General features: G+C 68.6%; 14 protein-coding genes. 7 read left to right on the top strand and 7 right to left on the bottom strand.

The features are described from left to right. Positions 1-79: 79 nt before the first annotated feature. The 3 genes from GH740_RS13200 (at position 80) to GH740_RS13190 (ending at position 2,340) form a co-directional block, all read left to right on the top strand. Complete coding sequence (locus tag GH740_RS13200; RefSeq protein ID WP_153746555.1) at positions 80-1,252, top strand: sensor histidine kinase; 1,173 nt, start codon at positions 80-82, stop codon at positions 1,250-1,252. Next, positions 1,249-1,911: a response regulator transcription factor gene (locus GH740_RS13195; protein ID WP_153746554.1), complete on the top strand. Its 663-nt coding sequence runs from the start codon at positions 1,249-1,251 to the stop codon at positions 1,909-1,911. Before GH740_RS13200 ends, GH740_RS13195 begins: the two co-directional genes overlap by 4 nt. 120 nt (positions 1,912-2,031) lie before the next feature. After that, positions 2,032-2,340 (top strand): SHOCT domain-containing protein, encoded by a 309-nt coding sequence (locus GH740_RS13190; RefSeq protein ID WP_153746553.1) that lies wholly within the window; start codon positions 2,032-2,034, stop codon positions 2,338-2,340. A 22-nt stretch (positions 2,341-2,362) separates the two neighbouring features. On the opposite strand, the gene GH740_RS13185 is transcribed toward GH740_RS13190, so the two are convergent. Together GH740_RS13185 and trpD are read right to left on the bottom strand one after the other, a co-directional pair. Beyond that, on the bottom strand, positions 2,363-3,364 hold the full coding sequence (locus tag GH740_RS13185) for a PHP domain-containing protein (protein WP_153746552.1): 1,002 nt from the start codon (positions 3,362-3,364) through the stop codon (positions 2,363-2,365). A gap of 7 nt (positions 3,365-3,371) precedes the next feature. After that, positions 3,372-4,433 (bottom strand): anthranilate phosphoribosyltransferase, encoded by a 1,062-nt coding sequence (trpD, locus tag GH740_RS13180; protein ID WP_153746551.1) that lies wholly within the window; start codon positions 4,431-4,433, stop codon positions 3,372-3,374. Positions 4,434-4,652: 219 nt separating this feature from the next. Here trpD and GH740_RS13175 point away from each other — a divergent pair, with 219 nt between their 5' ends. The 4 genes from GH740_RS13175 to GH740_RS13160 are packed head-to-tail and all read left to right on the top strand — an operon-like array spanning position 4,653 to position 9,039. Continuing rightward, positions 4,653-5,291: a heme-copper oxidase subunit III gene (locus tag GH740_RS13175; RefSeq protein WP_153746550.1), complete on the top strand. Its 639-nt coding sequence runs from the start codon at positions 4,653-4,655 to the stop codon at positions 5,289-5,291. 21 nt (positions 5,292-5,312) lie between these two features. Then, a complete protein-coding gene (locus tag GH740_RS13170; RefSeq protein WP_153746549.1) occupies positions 5,313-6,113 on the top strand; it encodes a cytochrome c in 801 nt (266 codons plus the stop codon). Positions 6,114-6,154: 41 nt separating this feature from the next. After that, the gene (locus GH740_RS13165; RefSeq protein WP_153746548.1) at positions 6,155-7,234 is read left to right on the top strand and encodes a ubiquinol-cytochrome c reductase iron-sulfur subunit; all 1,080 of its coding nucleotides are present in this window, start codon (positions 6,155-6,157) and stop codon (positions 7,232-7,234) included. Beyond that, positions 7,231-9,039 carry a ubiquinol-cytochrome c reductase cytochrome b subunit gene (locus GH740_RS13160; RefSeq protein WP_153746547.1) on the top strand — a complete coding sequence of 603 codons (1,809 nt, stop codon included), beginning with the start codon at positions 7,231-7,233 and terminating at the stop codon, positions 9,037-9,039. Before GH740_RS13165 ends, GH740_RS13160 begins: the two co-directional genes overlap by 4 nt. A 392-nt stretch (positions 9,040-9,431) precedes the next feature. Here the strand turns inward: GH740_RS13160 and GH740_RS14360 are convergent, their stop codons facing one another. From GH740_RS14360 to erpA, 5 genes are all read right to left on the bottom strand, one after another. Continuing rightward, positions 9,432-9,527, bottom strand: coding sequence for a helix-turn-helix domain-containing protein (locus GH740_RS14360; RefSeq protein WP_367641585.1), 96 nt, complete (start codon positions 9,525-9,527; stop codon positions 9,432-9,434). A 323-nt stretch (positions 9,528-9,850) separates the two neighbouring features. Continuing rightward, entirely contained in the window at positions 9,851-10,285 is a 435-nt protein-coding gene (locus tag GH740_RS13155) for a cytochrome c oxidase subunit 4 (RefSeq protein ID WP_153746546.1), read from the bottom strand. Then, a complete protein-coding gene (ctaD, locus tag GH740_RS13150; protein ID WP_153746545.1) occupies positions 10,286-12,019 on the bottom strand; it encodes a cytochrome c oxidase subunit I in 1,734 nt (577 codons plus the stop codon). A 1-nt stretch (position 12,020) separates the two neighbouring features. Continuing rightward, positions 12,021-12,917, bottom strand: a complete 897-nt coding sequence (gene coxB, locus GH740_RS13145) for a cytochrome c oxidase subunit II (RefSeq protein WP_367641584.1) — start codon at positions 12,915-12,917, stop codon at positions 12,021-12,023. Positions 12,918-13,080: 163 nt separating this feature from the next. Beyond that, positions 13,081-13,446 carry an iron-sulfur cluster insertion protein ErpA gene (erpA, locus tag GH740_RS13140; protein ID WP_153746544.1) on the bottom strand — a complete coding sequence of 122 codons (366 nt, stop codon included), beginning with the start codon at positions 13,444-13,446 and terminating at the stop codon, positions 13,081-13,083. Positions 13,447-13,486 lie beyond the last annotated feature (40 nt).

Raw genomic sequence — 13,486 nt, 5'->3', positions numbered from 1 at the left:
CGCGCTACTCCTCCGGGAGTACGCACGCGCACTCCGCTCGGCCGATGAGCCGACGCCGGCGCACGGGTAGCCTTTCTGCATGCCGGAGCATCCGTGGGACCAGGCGGGCCCGCGGTTCCGGCCGCCGCCCGGGGTGACGCTGTACGTCCCGGTGGTCGTTGCCTTCCTCGTCCAGGTGCCTCCGACGATCGGTGTCGGGCTCTGGCTGAGAGCCGAACCCCGCTGGCTGCTGCTGGCAACGGCGCTGGCGGCGGCATCCGCCCTTGCGCTGCTGGCTGCACGCGCCTTTCCCGGGTTGACCGTCGCGGTGGTGGCCGCAATCGTCACCGCCGACCTCTTCCTTCCGCCCGAGGTAGGGCCTCCCCCGATCGCCCTGGCGTTCGCCATCGTCGGCGCGATCGTGCGCGGCGCCCTCATCTGGGCGCTCGGCTCCGTCGGCGCCGCGTGGCTCGTCGTCGTGGTCGTCGGCGGCGTGAACGGCCACCCGTGGCATCCGCTGCGGATAGCGGCCGCGACGCTGGCCCTCGCCCTGTGCTTCGCCATCGGCGCCGGCATCCGTCGGCGCGTCGAACGCGCGGCCTCGCACCGCGCGCAGCTGGTCGAGCGGCGCCGTGCGAACGACCAGGCCGAGCGCGCGCGGATCGCGCGCGAGCTGCACGACGTGCTCGCCCATTCGCTCAGCCAGATCGCCGTGCAGTCCGGTGTCGGCCTGCACCTGTTCGACCGGGAGCCCGAGCGCGCGCGTGAAGCGCTGGCGAGCATTCGCCGACTGTCGGCGACGGGACTGGACGAGGTACGCGGGGTGCTGGCGATCCTGCGGGGCGACGACGCGGACAGCACCACGCCCACCGGCATCTCGCTAACCCCGCAGGCCCAGCTCGCCGAGATCCCCGCGCTGGTCGCCGAGCGCACCGGCCACGGCCTCACGGTGACCCTCGACGACGGCCTGCGGGGACGGATGCCGCGCAGCGGCATCCAGACCGCCGCCTACCGCATCGTCCAGGAGGCGCTGACGAACGTCGTGCGCCACTCCGAGGCGGCGCACGCGGTCGTGCATCTGAGCTGCGAGGACGACGTCCTCGTGATCGCGGTCGACGACGACGGGGTCGGGTCCGCCGGCCGTCCGGAAGGCGGCGGCGTGCGCGGCATGCGCGAGCGCGCCGCGCTCCTGGGCGGCACCGTCGACCTGACCGTCGGCCCGCTCGGCGGCACGCGCGTCCTCGCCCGGCTGCCGTGGGAGGAGCCCGCATGATCCGCGTCGCGATCGCCGACGATCACCAGCTCGTCCGCGCCGGATTCCGGGCCCTGCTCGACTCCGAACCCGACATCGAGGTCCTCGTCGAGGCCTCCGGGGGCGAGGAACTGCTGCGCCTTGTGCGCGAGACCCCGGTCGACGTGGCGCTGCTCGACATCCGGATGCCGGACGGCGACGGCCTGTGGACCACCGAGCAGATCGCCGCCGACCCCGCCCTGACCGGCCTGCGGGTCGTGATCGTCACGACGTTCGAACTCGACGAATACGTTGCCAGGGCTATCCGCGCCGGCGCCAGCGGATTTCTCGTGAAGGACACCGAACCCGTCGACCTCATCCGCGCGGTGCGCGTGGTCGCCTCCGGCGACGCGCTGCTGTCCCCCGGCGTCACACGACGGCTGCTCGAACGCGCCGCCGGCGGGCTCCGGGATGCCCCGGACCCCCGAGTTCTCGCCGAGCTCACGGAGCGCGAAACCGAGGTGCTGCGCCTGGTGGCACAGGGGCTCACGAATGACGAGATGGCCCGGCACCTGTTCCTGTCCCCGCTGACCGTGAAGACGCACGTCTCCCGGATCATGCGGAAGCTGCACGCTCGCGATCGCGCCCAGCTCGTCGTGATCGGGTACGAGTCGGGACTCGTCGCGCCCGGCTGGCGCTAGCCGTACTCCCGCTGGAGCAGTCCGGATCACTCCCTGCGGCGGATTCGCGAACGTCCTCTGCCGCGTTGACTCGGTGGCGAGGGGTCGCGATCGCCGCGACCCGCACACGAGAGGGACATCATGATCACTGCACTGGCCGTCCCGGCCGTCCACGGCGCCGCATACTGGGGCCCCGGCTTCGGCTGGTGGTTCCTGCTGATCCCGCTGTTCTGGATCGCGCTGTTCGTGATCCTGTTCGCCGTCTTCGGGCGCCGCTGGCGCCGCGCCGCCATGCACAGCGGATACGGCCCGTACGGACGCATGACCCCCACCCGGCAAGCCGAGGCGACGCTGGCAGAACGCTACGCGCAGGGCGATATCGACGAGGTCGAGTACCGCAAGCGCCTGGAGGTGCTGCGCGCCAACGCGCCCGTCCCACCCGAGCACTGAGAGGCCTCGACGACACCCCGGATCAGCGGGGGCGCGCCGTCCATTCCCGCAGCCGGTCCAGCGGCCACGTCGTGACGATCCGGTCCGCGGGGATGCCGGCAGCCTCCGCGCGCGCCGCACCGTGGTCCAGCAGCGACAGCTGGCCCGGCGCGTGCGCGTCGGAGTCGATCGAGAAGAGGCAGCCGAGCTCGAGGGCCGTAGCGATCAGCTCGTCCGGCGGGTCCTGCCGCTCCGGGCGCGAATTGATCTCCACTGCGACGCCGTGCGCCGCACACGCCTCGAACACCGCCCGAGCGTCGAACTCGGACGGCGGGCGCGTCCCGCGCGACCCTTCCACGAGCCGGCCGGTCACGTGCCCGAGCACGTCGACATGGGGGTGGGATGCCGCAGCCACGAGCCGCCGGGTCATCGGGGCGTGCTCCATGCGCAGCTTCGAATGCGCGGATGCCACGACCACATCGAGCGCGTCCAGCAGCTCCGGCTCCTGGTCCAGCGCCCCGTCCTCGAGGATGTCGACCTCGATGCCGCTCAGAAGCGTGAAGCCCGCCGCGGCCGCGGCGTTCAGGCCGGCGACCACGTCCAGCTGGGCGCGCAGCCGCTGCGCGGAAAGCCCGTTCGCCACACGCAGCCGCGGAGAGTGGTCGGTGAGCGCGAGGTACTCGTGCCCCAGGGCGCGGGCGGCCTCCGCCATCGACTCGATCGGGGTGAGCCCATCCGACCAGTCGCTGTGCGCGTGCAGATCGCCGCGCAGCATGCGCCGCAGCGCCGACTCCCCCGTGACCCCGGCACGCTCCCGCAGCTCCGCGAGATAGCCCGGGACATCCCCGGCCAGCGCCTCGCGGATCACCGCGAACGTCGAATCGCCGACCCCGGGCCGTCGCCGCAGCGCGGGATCGTTCAGCGTCGCGTCGTCGAGCCCTTCGATGGCCGCGGCCGCGCGGCGGAACGCCTGCGACTTGAAGCGCGACGCGCGTTCGCGCTCGAGCAGGTACGCGATCTCCTCGAGTGCCGCGCGGGGGTCCATGGCGTCCTCAGTGGGCGTACGACCGGGTGGCCGTGACCCATTCGTCGAGTTTGGCGCCCGCCGCCCCGCTGTCGATGGTGCGCGCGGCGGTCTCGACGCCGTCGCGGAGGCGGTCGAGGATCGGGCGCTGCACCTGGGTGGGGTCGCGGAACAGCCGGTACGCGACGAGCCCCGCGGCCGCGTTCAGCAGCACGATGTCCCGGACCGGGCCGGCCTCGCCGCCCAGCGTGCGGCGCACGACGGCGGCGTTGTGGTCCGGATCGCCGCCGACAAGGTCCTCGAGCTCGGCGAGCGGGATGCCGAGGTCCGGCGGGTAGATGTCGTGCTCGTGGATGTCGCCGAGGCTGACCTCCCACACCCGGCTGTGCCCGGTGGTGGTCATCTCGTCCAGGCCGTCATCGCCGCGGAACACGAGCGCCGTGGCCCCGCGGGTGCGGAACACGCCCGTGATCAGCGGCACGCGGTCAAGCTGGGCGACCCCCACCGCGTTCGCCTCCGCGCGCGCGGGGTTGCACAGCGGTCCGAGGAAGTTGAAGACGGTCGGCACGCCCAGCTCCGACCGGGTGGGGCCGGCGTGTCGGAACCCGGGATGGAACGCCGACGCGAAGGCGAACGTGATCCCCGTCCGCCGCAGCGTCTCCGCCACCTTGTCGGGCGCCAGGGTGAGGTCCAGTCCGAGCGCGGCCAGCACGTCGGACGACCCGGATGACGAACTGGCGGCCTTGTTGCCGTGTTTGACGACGGGAACACCGGATGCCGCCGCCACCACGGCCGCCATCGTGGAGATGTTGACGGTGCCCGCGCGGTCCCCGCCGGTGCCGACGATGTCCAGCACGTCGGCTTCCACGGGCAGCGGCAGCGCCGCCTCGAGGATGGCGTCGCGGAAGCCGACGATCTCGTCGACGGTCTCGCCCTTCACGCGCAGCGCGACCAGGAACGCACCCAGCTGCGACGGCGTTGCGCGCCCCGACATCACCTGGCGCATGGCCCACGTCGCCTCCGACACGCTCAGATCGCGTCCCTTCAGAAGGGTCGTCAGGATCGAGGGCCAGGACGTGAGATCTGCCATGTCTGAAGATCCTACCGAGGCGCGGCATCCACCCCTTCCCGGAGAGGCCGGACGGCGGCATCCGGCAACCGCGGGCTCACCGGGGATTCTCAGCAAGCGCCCAGCACACCCGCGGCGAACTCTGGCCGCAAGCCCGGCGGACGCTGGGCTTCCTTCAAGTCGCAGATCCGTCCGATGAAGGCACGCCGATGCGAATATCCGGGCCCGGAATCGGCCATAATGGGGAGCGTGACGACCCCAGCGACTTTCAACCAGGCTTTGCGCACAGTGAAGCGACCAGACCCGGTCGCCGTCGGTACGATCGTCTGGCTCGGCAGCGAAGTGATGTTCTTCGCGGGCCTTTTCGCGATCTACTTCACTCTGCGCAGCACGTCCCCCGATCTGTGGGCGGACATGACTCAGCACCTGAACGTGCCATACGCCGCCGTGAACACGATCATCCTCGTGCTCTCCTCGGTGACGTGCCAGATGGGCGTGTTCGCGGCGGAGCGCTTCCAGCCGTACTCCACGAAGAAACGCGGGCCCCTCGGCTGGGGCATGGTCGAGTGGTTCTTCCTCACCTTCGCGATGGGCGCTATCTTCGTGTCCGGGCAGGTCTGGGAGTACGCCACGCTGACGATCGAGGGGATGTCGATCCACGCCAACGCGTACGCCTCGGCGTTCTACCTCACCACCGGCTTCCACGCCCTGCACGTCACGGGCGGCCTCATCGCGTTCCTCCTGGTGATCGGACGCGCCTACGCCGTGAAGAACTTCGGGCGCAAGGAGATGACAACCTCGATCGTGGTGTCGTACTACTGGCACTTCGTCGACGTCGTCTGGATCGCCCTGTTCCTTGTCATCTACTTCCTGAAGTAAGAACTGAAAGCCGCACCTGATATGGCACGTGAGAACAAGCGTCGCGCCTCCGGGCGCCGCAGTCCCCTGGCAGCCGTCGTCCTGATCGGCGTCGGCCTGCTGATGACCGGCGGGATCTACGCCGGCGCATCGGCAGCTGTGGCCTCCACCGACACCTCCACGACGAAGACCGCGCTGACGGTCGACGACGGGAAGAAGCTGTTCCAGGCGAACTGCGCGACCTGTCACGGCATGGATCTCCAGGGCACCGCGAACGGTCCGTCCCTGTTCGGCGTCGGCGAGCTCTCCGTCGAGTTCCAGGTGGCGACCGGTCGGATGCCGCTGGCCATGCAGGGGCCGCAGGCGCCGCAGAAGCCGGTGCAGTTCACCGAGGACCAGATCCGCGCGATGGCGGCGTACGTCCAGTCCGTCTCCCCCGGCCCCACGTACCCGGACCAGCAGACGCTGGACGGCAAGGGCGACGTGGCCACCGGGGCGGAGATCTTCCGCACCAACTGCGCCATGTGCCACAACGTCGCGGGCGCCGGCGGTGCCCTCACCGAGGGCAAGTACGCCCCGGCACTGGACAAGACCAGCGCGCTGCACATGTACGCGGCGATGGTCACCGGCCCGCAGAACATGCCGGTGTTCAGCGACCTGAACCTCAACCTCGAGCAGAAGCGCGACATCATCTCGTACCTGCTCTACCTGCAGCAGCACGAGTCCGCCGGCGGCTTCGCGCTCGGCTCGCTCGGCCCGGTCGCAGAGGGCCTGTTCATCTGGATCTTCGGCATCGGATCCCTGATCGGGGTCACGGTGTGGATCACCGCGAAATCCAACTGATCACACTCTTTCCCTACTGAATTCCACGCACGAGGAGCACCATGGCACACGAGGAAGACCCGCTCGAGCACGAGAGGGCTTCGTGGAAGCCCTCCCCCGGGCTCGCCGTCGCGGTCCCCGACCCGGTGCAGAACGCCGCGCTGCCCCCGCACCGTGAGCGCGAGACCGACACCGACCCGGCCGCCATGACGCGGGCGGTGAGGACCGTCTACACGCTGTTCTACCTGTCCGTCGCGGCGAGCATCTGGGCTGTGGCCGCGTACATGATCTTCCCGATCGAAAACGGCGAGATCACCAGCATCCGGCACAACAACCTCTTCATCGGCCTGGGCATCGCACTCGCGCTGCTGGCGATCGGGATCGGCGCCATCCACTGGTCCAAGGCGATCATGTCGGACAAGGAGTTCATCGAGCCCCGGCACGCGACGCGCGGCCGCGACTCGACGCGCGAGGCGTCGTACAAGGCGTTCGCGGAGGCCAACGAGGAATCCGGCTTCGGCCGCCGCGTGATGATCCGCAACTCGCTGTTCGCCGCGCTCGTGGCGTCGATCATCCCCGGCATCACGCTGTTCCGCGGGCTCGCGCCGCACGACTCGGCCGCCGATCCGCATGCCGGCGACCCGGTGTACCTGCTCAACCACACGATGTGGAAGAAGGGCAGCCGTCTCGCGCACGACCCGAGCGGTGTGCCGATCAAGGCGTCCGATGTGACGCTGGGGTCCGCGTTCCACGTCATCCCCGAGGACCTCGCCAAGCTCGACCACGGGCAGGGCTACCTCGAGGAGAAGGCGAAGGCCATCGTCCTGCTGATGCGCCTTCCCGTCGACGAGCTGCACCCCGCGCCCGGCCGTGAGGACTGGGGCTTCGACGGCATCGTCGCCTACTCCAAGGTGTGCACGCACGTCGGGTGCCCGGTGGCCCTGTACGAGCAGCAGACGCACCACCTGCTGTGCCCGTGCCACCAGTCGCAGTTCGACGTCTCGCACAACGCCCGCGTCATCTTCGGCCCGGCCGCGCGGCCGCTGCCGCAGCTGCCGATCGAGGTCGACAGCGAAGGCTACATCGTCGCCAAGAGCGACTTCCACGAACCAGTCGGCCCGAGCTTCTGGGAGCGCCATTGAGTACCGCAACCACCACCTCCCGCTTCCAGGAGGAGTCGAAGGAGAAGCCCCTCGGCGGTCGCTTCGTCGGCTGGGCATCGAACTACATCGATGAGCGCACCAGCCTGTCGGGCTTCGTCAAGGAGCTGGGACGGAAGATCTTCCCCGACCACTGGTCGTTCATGCTCGGCGAGATAGCGCTGTGGAGCTTCGTCGTCGTGCTGCTGTCCGGCACGTTCCTGACGTTCTTCTTCCAGGCGTCGATGACGCCCACGCACTACGCCGGCGCGTTCCTGCCGATGCGGGGCGTGGAGATGTCCGCGGCGCTGGACTCGACCCTGCGCCTGTCGTTCGACATCCGCGGCGGCCTGCTCGTGCGTCAGATCCACCACTGGGCGGCGCTCGTGTTCGTGGCCGGCATCGGCGTGCACATGCTGCGCATCTTCTTCACCGGCGCGTTCCGCAAGCCGCGTGAGCTGAACTGGGTGATCGGCTTCATCCTGTTCATCCTCGCGATGGCCGAGGGCTTCACCGGCTACTCGCTGCCGGACGACCTGCTCTCCGGCAACGGCCTGCGCATCATCGACGGCATGATCAAGGGCCTCCCCCTGATCGGCACATGGACGTCGTTCCTGATGTTCGGCGGAGAGTTCCCCGGGGACCAGATCGTCGGCCGCCTGTACACGCTGCACATCCTGCTGCTGCCGGCGATCCTCGTCGGACTGCTCGTGCTGCACCTCATGCTGATGGTGATCAACAAGCACACGCAGTTCGCGGGCCCCGCACGCACCAACAGCAACGTCGTGGGCTACCCGATGATGCCGGTGTACATGTCGAAGATGGGCGGGTTCTTCTTCATCGTCTTCGGCATCATCGTGCTGATAGCGTCGCTGTTCACGATCAACCCGATCTGGAACTACGGTCCGTACGACCCGTCCCCGGTGTCCGCGGGCACCCAGCCGGACTGGTACATCGGATTCGCCGACGGCGCGCTGCGCCTCGTGCCCCCGCACCTGGAGTTCGTGCTGCTCGACCGCACCTGGTCGTTCAACATCATCCTTCCGGTGCTGGTGCTGGGTCTGTTCATCGTGCTGGTCATGATCTACCCCTTCATCGAGGCGTGGATCACCGGTGACAAGCGCGAGCACCACATCGCGCAGCGTCCGCGGCACGCGGCGACCCGCACCGCGATCGGCGTGGCCGGCGTGGTGTTCTACGCGGTGCTGTGGGCCGCGGCATCCTCGGACCTCATCGCCACGCACTTCCAGCTGACGATGGAGGGCGTGATCCACACGCTGCAGGCGATGCTGATCCTCGGCCCGATCATCGGCTACTTCGTCGCGAAGCGGATCGCCATAGCGCTGCAGAAGAAGGATCGCGAGATAGTGCTGCACGGCTACGAGTCCGGACGGATCGTGCGCCTGCCCGGTGGCGAGTTCATGGAGGTGCACCGCCCCGTCGACCACTTCGATCGGTTCAGGCTCGTCGACTACGAGACGTACGAGCCGCTCGTGGTGCGTCCCAACACCCGGGGCCGGATCGGCTTCTGGCAGAACGTGCGGGCCGGGATGTCGCGCTGGTTCTTCGAGGACCGGCTCACGCCCGTCACGCAGGCCGAGCTCGATGCCGCCGTGGCGCACCAGCACCACGCGCTCGAGGAGATGCGCACGGTGGAGGACGCCGAGATCCAGGGTGCGCACACACGGGCCGGGCACCCGGAGGCGCCGCTGCGCCCCGAGGGCGAGGACACCCGGACCGGCGAGATCCCGGTGCGCCCGACCTCGGTGCTCGCCGAGGAGGACCACGAGAAGGGCAAGCGGGACTAGCCACTCTCCCCCGTGTACCCGTGAGGGCCCCGTCGCGCGCGACGGGGCCCTCACGCTTTCGCCGAGGCATCCCCCAAGTACGCGAGGCATCCCCCAACTACGCGAGGCATCCCCGGGTTCGGGGCTGCTTCGCGGAGTTCGGAGCTGCCCCGAGGACGGTGCTATGGGACAGCGAACCCCGGATGCGGGGAAACGACCGTTGTCGGTCGTCCGGAGCCTAGTCAGCGGGCTCAGTGATGTCCGGTGTTGGGGAGGCTGTCGATGCGGCAGCCTCGGAGCCCCGTGGCAAGGCGCCTTTGAGGGTGATGACCTCGGCGTGGTGGACGATGCGGTCGGATCATCGCGGCGACGACGACCTGGTCTCCGAACACGGTGCCCCAGTCGGAGACCGGCTAGTGTCGGCGACGTCCGATACCGAGCTGCCTTGCGACCTGACGCCGCGGAACCCCGTCCGCGACCCGCCGCCTGATCAATGCACAATCTTCCATCGAGTTCCCCCCCCCAATCTGCTCTGGGTGCCCTCGTTTCCGCCCGTCGCTTGTGCGTCAGATGTGGAGTGTCGCCGACTTGGGGGCTGCCTCGTGGAGTTGGGGGCTGCCTCGTGGAGTTCGGGGCTGCCTCGTGGAGTTCGGGGCTGCCTCGCGGAGTTCGGGGATGCCTCGCGGACCAGCCCCAAAGGGGCGTCCCGTGGGGTCGCATCGGGAGGCGCGAGGCGTCACGAAGGGACGGGGATTCGCCCCCGCACGCCGCACACACAGTGAAAGGGCCGTCGGCCGGGGGAACCCCGGGCCGACGGCCCTCAGCGGATGTCTCAGCGGGCGAAGTGGCCGCGGTAGTACTCGTATACCCAGCCGACGATGGCGACGGCGAAGATCGCCACGCCGATCGGCAGCATCCAGGTCCCGACGGCGAAGCCGATCGCGGCGAACGCGGCCGACAGCGCCAGGACGATGGGCCACCACGACCACGGCGAGAACTCGCCCATCTCGGGGTCGCCATCGTCGACGTCCGCCGTCAGCACGTCCTCAGGCAGCTCGCCGCCCTGTGCGCGATGCACGCGACCAACGTAGAACGCTATCAGCGCGGCCATGAACGCGATGAACAGGAGGCCGATCGTGCCGACCCACTCGATCGCGTGGTACCAGATGACGTCGGTGTGGTCCAGGACATTCCACACGGTGTACATCAGGGAGACCACGAGGAAGAACCCGCAGATCACCCACCACATGTTGGCATTGGTGCGCATCTACTTCGCTCCTCCGCTCGCGCCGACCAGGACGTGGACGCCGTCGGGCGCCGCCTCCGGGTGGTTCAGGTCGAACGCGGGCCGCTCGCTGCGGATCCGCGGGATCGACGTGAAGTTGTGCCGCGGCGGCGGGCAGCTGGTCGCCCACTCGAGCGAGGCGCCGTAGCCCCACGGGTCGTTCACGGTGACCTTCGGCGCACGGCGTGCCGTGATCCACACGTTCAGCAGGAACGGGATCATCGACGAGCCCAGCAGCATCGCGCCGATCGTGGAGACCTGGTTCATCCAGGTCCAGCCGTCCGACGGGGCGTAGTCCGCGTAGCGACGCGGCATTCCGTCGACGCCGGCCCAGTGCTGGACGAGGAACGTCATGTGGAAGCCGATGAACAGCATCCAGAAGTGCACCATGCCCAGACGCTCGTTGAGCATCTTGCCGGTCCACTTCGGCCACCAGAAGTAGAAGCCCGAGAACATCGCGAACACGACGGTGCCGAACACCACGTAGTGGAAGTGCGCGACCACGAAGTACGAGTCGGACAGGAAGAAGTCCAGCGGCGGGGATGCCAGGATGACGCCGGTCAGCCCGCCGAACACGAACGACGCGAGGAACCCGATCGCGAACACCATCGGCGTCTCGAATGTGATCGAGCCGCGCCACATGGTGCCCAGCCAGTTGAAGATCTTCACACCCGTGGGCACCGCGATCAGCATCGTCATGAGCGAGAAGAACGGCAGCAGCACGGCGCCGGTGACGTACATGTGGTGCGCCCATACCGACACCGACAGGGCGGCGATCGAGATCGTCGCGTACACGAGCGTCTTGTATCCGAAGATAGGCTTCCGGCTGAACACCGGGAACACCTCGGACACGATGCCGAAGAACGGCAGCGCGATGATGTACACCTCGGGGTGCCCGAAGAACCAGAACAAGTGCTGCCACAGCAGCACGCCGCCGTTGGCGGAGTCGTAGATGTGGGCGCCCAGGATCCGGTCGGCCGCCGCCGCGAGGATCGCGGCCGCGAGCACCGGGAACACCATGATGACCAGGATGCTGGTGATCAGCGTGTTCCAGGAGAAGATCGGCATCCGCCACATCGTCATACCGGGCGCGCGCATCGTGATCACCGTGGTGATGAAGTTCACCGCGCCCAGGATCGTGCCGAAGCCGCTGATGCCCAGACCCATGAACCAGAGGTTGCCGCCGGCCCCCGGTGAGAACGTCGCATTCGCGAGCGGCTGATACGCGAACCAGCCGAACGCCGCCGCCCCCTGCGGGGTGAGGAAGCCGGCCACGGCGATCGTGGAGCCGAACAGGAACAGCCAGAAGGCGAATGCGTTAAGGCGGGGGAACGCGACATCCGGAGCACCCAGCTGCAGCGGCAGGATGGCGTTCGCGAAGCCTGCGAACAGCGGCGTCGCGAACATCAGCAGCATGATCGTGCCGTGCATCGTGAACAGCTGGTTGAACTGTTCCTTCGTCGGGATCAGCTGCATGCCGGGTTCGAAAAGCTCGGCCCGGATGATGAGCGCCATCACGCCGCCGAGCATGAAGAACATGACCGACGCGATCAGGTACATGTACCCGATCGTCTTGTGATCGGTGGAGGTGATCCACCGCACCACGATGTTGCCCTTCTGGTCCACCCGGGTGCCGCTCATCAGCGCCGCCTGGCGGGGTGGAAGGGCGGATGTCCGGCCCTTCGCGGATTCCTGAAGCGGGAGCGTTGTCGCCATCTCAGTTCTTTCCCTCGGTCTGGGCGCCGGTGCCGGGCTCATTCCCGAGCCGGTCGTAGGCGTCCGTGATGTCTCCGGTGTTGCCCTCGTTGCGCAGTTCCTGCAGGTGCTGCTGGTACTCGTCCGGGCTGACGACCTTCACTCGGAACAGCATCGCCGAGTGGTATTCACCGCACAGCTCGGCGCACTTGCCCTGGTATGTTCCCTCGCGGGTGGGCGTGAACGACCAGGAGTTGTCGCGTCCGATATAGAGATCCTTCTTGTACAGGAAGTCGATGATCCAGAAGGAGTGCGCGACGTCGCGCGACTCGAGTTCCACGCGCACGCTCTCCCCCACCGGGAGGTACAGCGTCGGCAGGGCCTCCTGGTCGACGTTGCCGGCCTTGTCCGGCTCGGCCTGCGTGCCCATGCTCCAGACGGCGTCGGAGTTGTCGGCGGCCGTGCCGTTGTACTGGAAGTCCCACGACCACTGCTTGCCGATCGCGACGACCGAGACATCCGGGTTCTGATCCTGGGTCTCCAGGACCACCTGGTCGCGGGCGGTGAACGCGAACATGCCCGCCACCAGGATGACGGGGATCAGCGTGTAGAAGATCTCGATCGGCATGTTGTAGCGCAGCTGGACCGGCAGGCCGGTCTGCCCGCGGTGCCGGCGGTACGCGACCATCGCCCACAGCATCAGGCCCCACGTGATGAGACCGACGATGAGGAGCACTATCCACGAGTTCGTCCACAGGCCTGCGACCATGTCGGTGTGGTTCGTGGCCGGCGGCGCGCTGGCGTCCTCGAACCCGGGCAGGAACCCATGCAGCTGCGTGGGCGTGCACCCGGCAAGCAGGACAGCCGCGGCCGTCCCGAGCGGGAGGGCGACCCAACGGAAGCGACGTTTCGAGGGCACAGTGCACCTTTCCGGAATCAGGGATCTGACAGGGGCCAGTCTAGAGCAACCTCCCACCGGATTCTGGCCAATCGCCCAGGCGGGAAGGCCTGCGCGGCGGCGTCCACGGCCCGGATACGGGCGCACCGAACACCGCCCACCGCGGGTGGGAGTCGGGGTCGGCTCAGTGAAAGCTGTCGCCGCACGCGCAGCTGCCGGCTGCGTTCGGGTTGTCGATCGTGAAGCCCTGCTCCGCGATGGTGTCCTTGAAGTCGATGGACGCGCCGTCGAGGTAGGGCGTGCTCATCTCGTCGACCACGACCTCCACGCCGCCGAAGTCGACCGTCCGGTCGCCGTCGAGGATGCGCTCGTCGAAGAAGAGTTGGTAGATGAGCCCGGAGCAGCCGCCCGGTTGGACGGCGACCCGCAGACGCAGGTCATCGCGGCCTTCCTGCTGGAGGAGGCTTTTCACCTTTTCGGCGGCCGCGTCGGTGAGGAGCACACCGTGCTGGGCAACGGTGGCGTCTGCAGTCAGGGCGGTGTCGGTCATGTGTCTCCTCCGATGGTGCGGGCGGCAGGACGGATGCCTC

The sequence above is a fragment of the Microbacterium sp. SYP-A9085 genome, from assembly GCF_009649635.1.
In the GTDB taxonomy this organism is placed as follows: domain Bacteria; phylum Actinomycetota; class Actinomycetes; order Actinomycetales; family Microbacteriaceae; genus Microbacterium.
The sequence above is the reverse complement of the archived record's forward strand: the minus strand, read 5'-3'. Positions and strand labels throughout refer to the sequence as shown.

Bases quoted from the DNA above. Each gene is read 5' to 3' on its own strand.
- GH740_RS13155 (WP_153746546.1), bottom strand. From the start codon at position 10,285: ATGCGCACCAATGCCAACATGTGGTGGGTGATCTGCGGGTTCTTCCTC.
- erpA (WP_153746544.1), bottom strand. From the start codon at position 13,446: ATGACCGACACCGCCCTGACTGCAGACGCCACCGTTGCCCAGCACGGT.
- GH740_RS13185 (WP_153746552.1), bottom strand. From the start codon at position 3,364: ATGGACCCCCGCGCGGCACTCGAGGAGATCGCGTACCTGCTCGAGCGC.
- GH740_RS13190 (WP_153746553.1), top strand. From the start codon at position 2,032: ATGATCACTGCACTGGCCGTCCCGGCCGTCCACGGCGCCGCATACTGG.
- trpD (WP_153746551.1), bottom strand. From the start codon at position 4,433: ATGGCAGATCTCACGTCCTGGCCCTCGATCCTGACGACCCTTCTGAAG.
- GH740_RS14360 (WP_367641585.1), bottom strand. From the start codon at position 9,527: ATGGAAGATTGTGCATTGATCAGGCGGCGGGTCGCGGACGGGGTTCCG.
- ctaD (WP_153746545.1), bottom strand. From the start codon at position 12,019: ATGGCGACAACGCTCCCGCTTCAGGAATCCGCGAAGGGCCGGACATCC.
- GH740_RS13165 (WP_153746548.1), top strand. From the start codon at position 6,155: ATGGCACACGAGGAAGACCCGCTCGAGCACGAGAGGGCTTCGTGGAAG.
- GH740_RS13170 (WP_153746549.1), top strand. From the start codon at position 5,313: ATGGCACGTGAGAACAAGCGTCGCGCCTCCGGGCGCCGCAGTCCCCTG.
- GH740_RS13195 (WP_153746554.1), top strand. From the start codon at position 1,249: ATGATCCGCGTCGCGATCGCCGACGATCACCAGCTCGTCCGCGCCGGA.
- GH740_RS13200 (WP_153746555.1), top strand. From the start codon at position 80: ATGCCGGAGCATCCGTGGGACCAGGCGGGCCCGCGGTTCCGGCCGCCG.
- GH740_RS13175 (WP_153746550.1), top strand. From the start codon at position 4,653: ATGGGGAGCGTGACGACCCCAGCGACTTTCAACCAGGCTTTGCGCACA.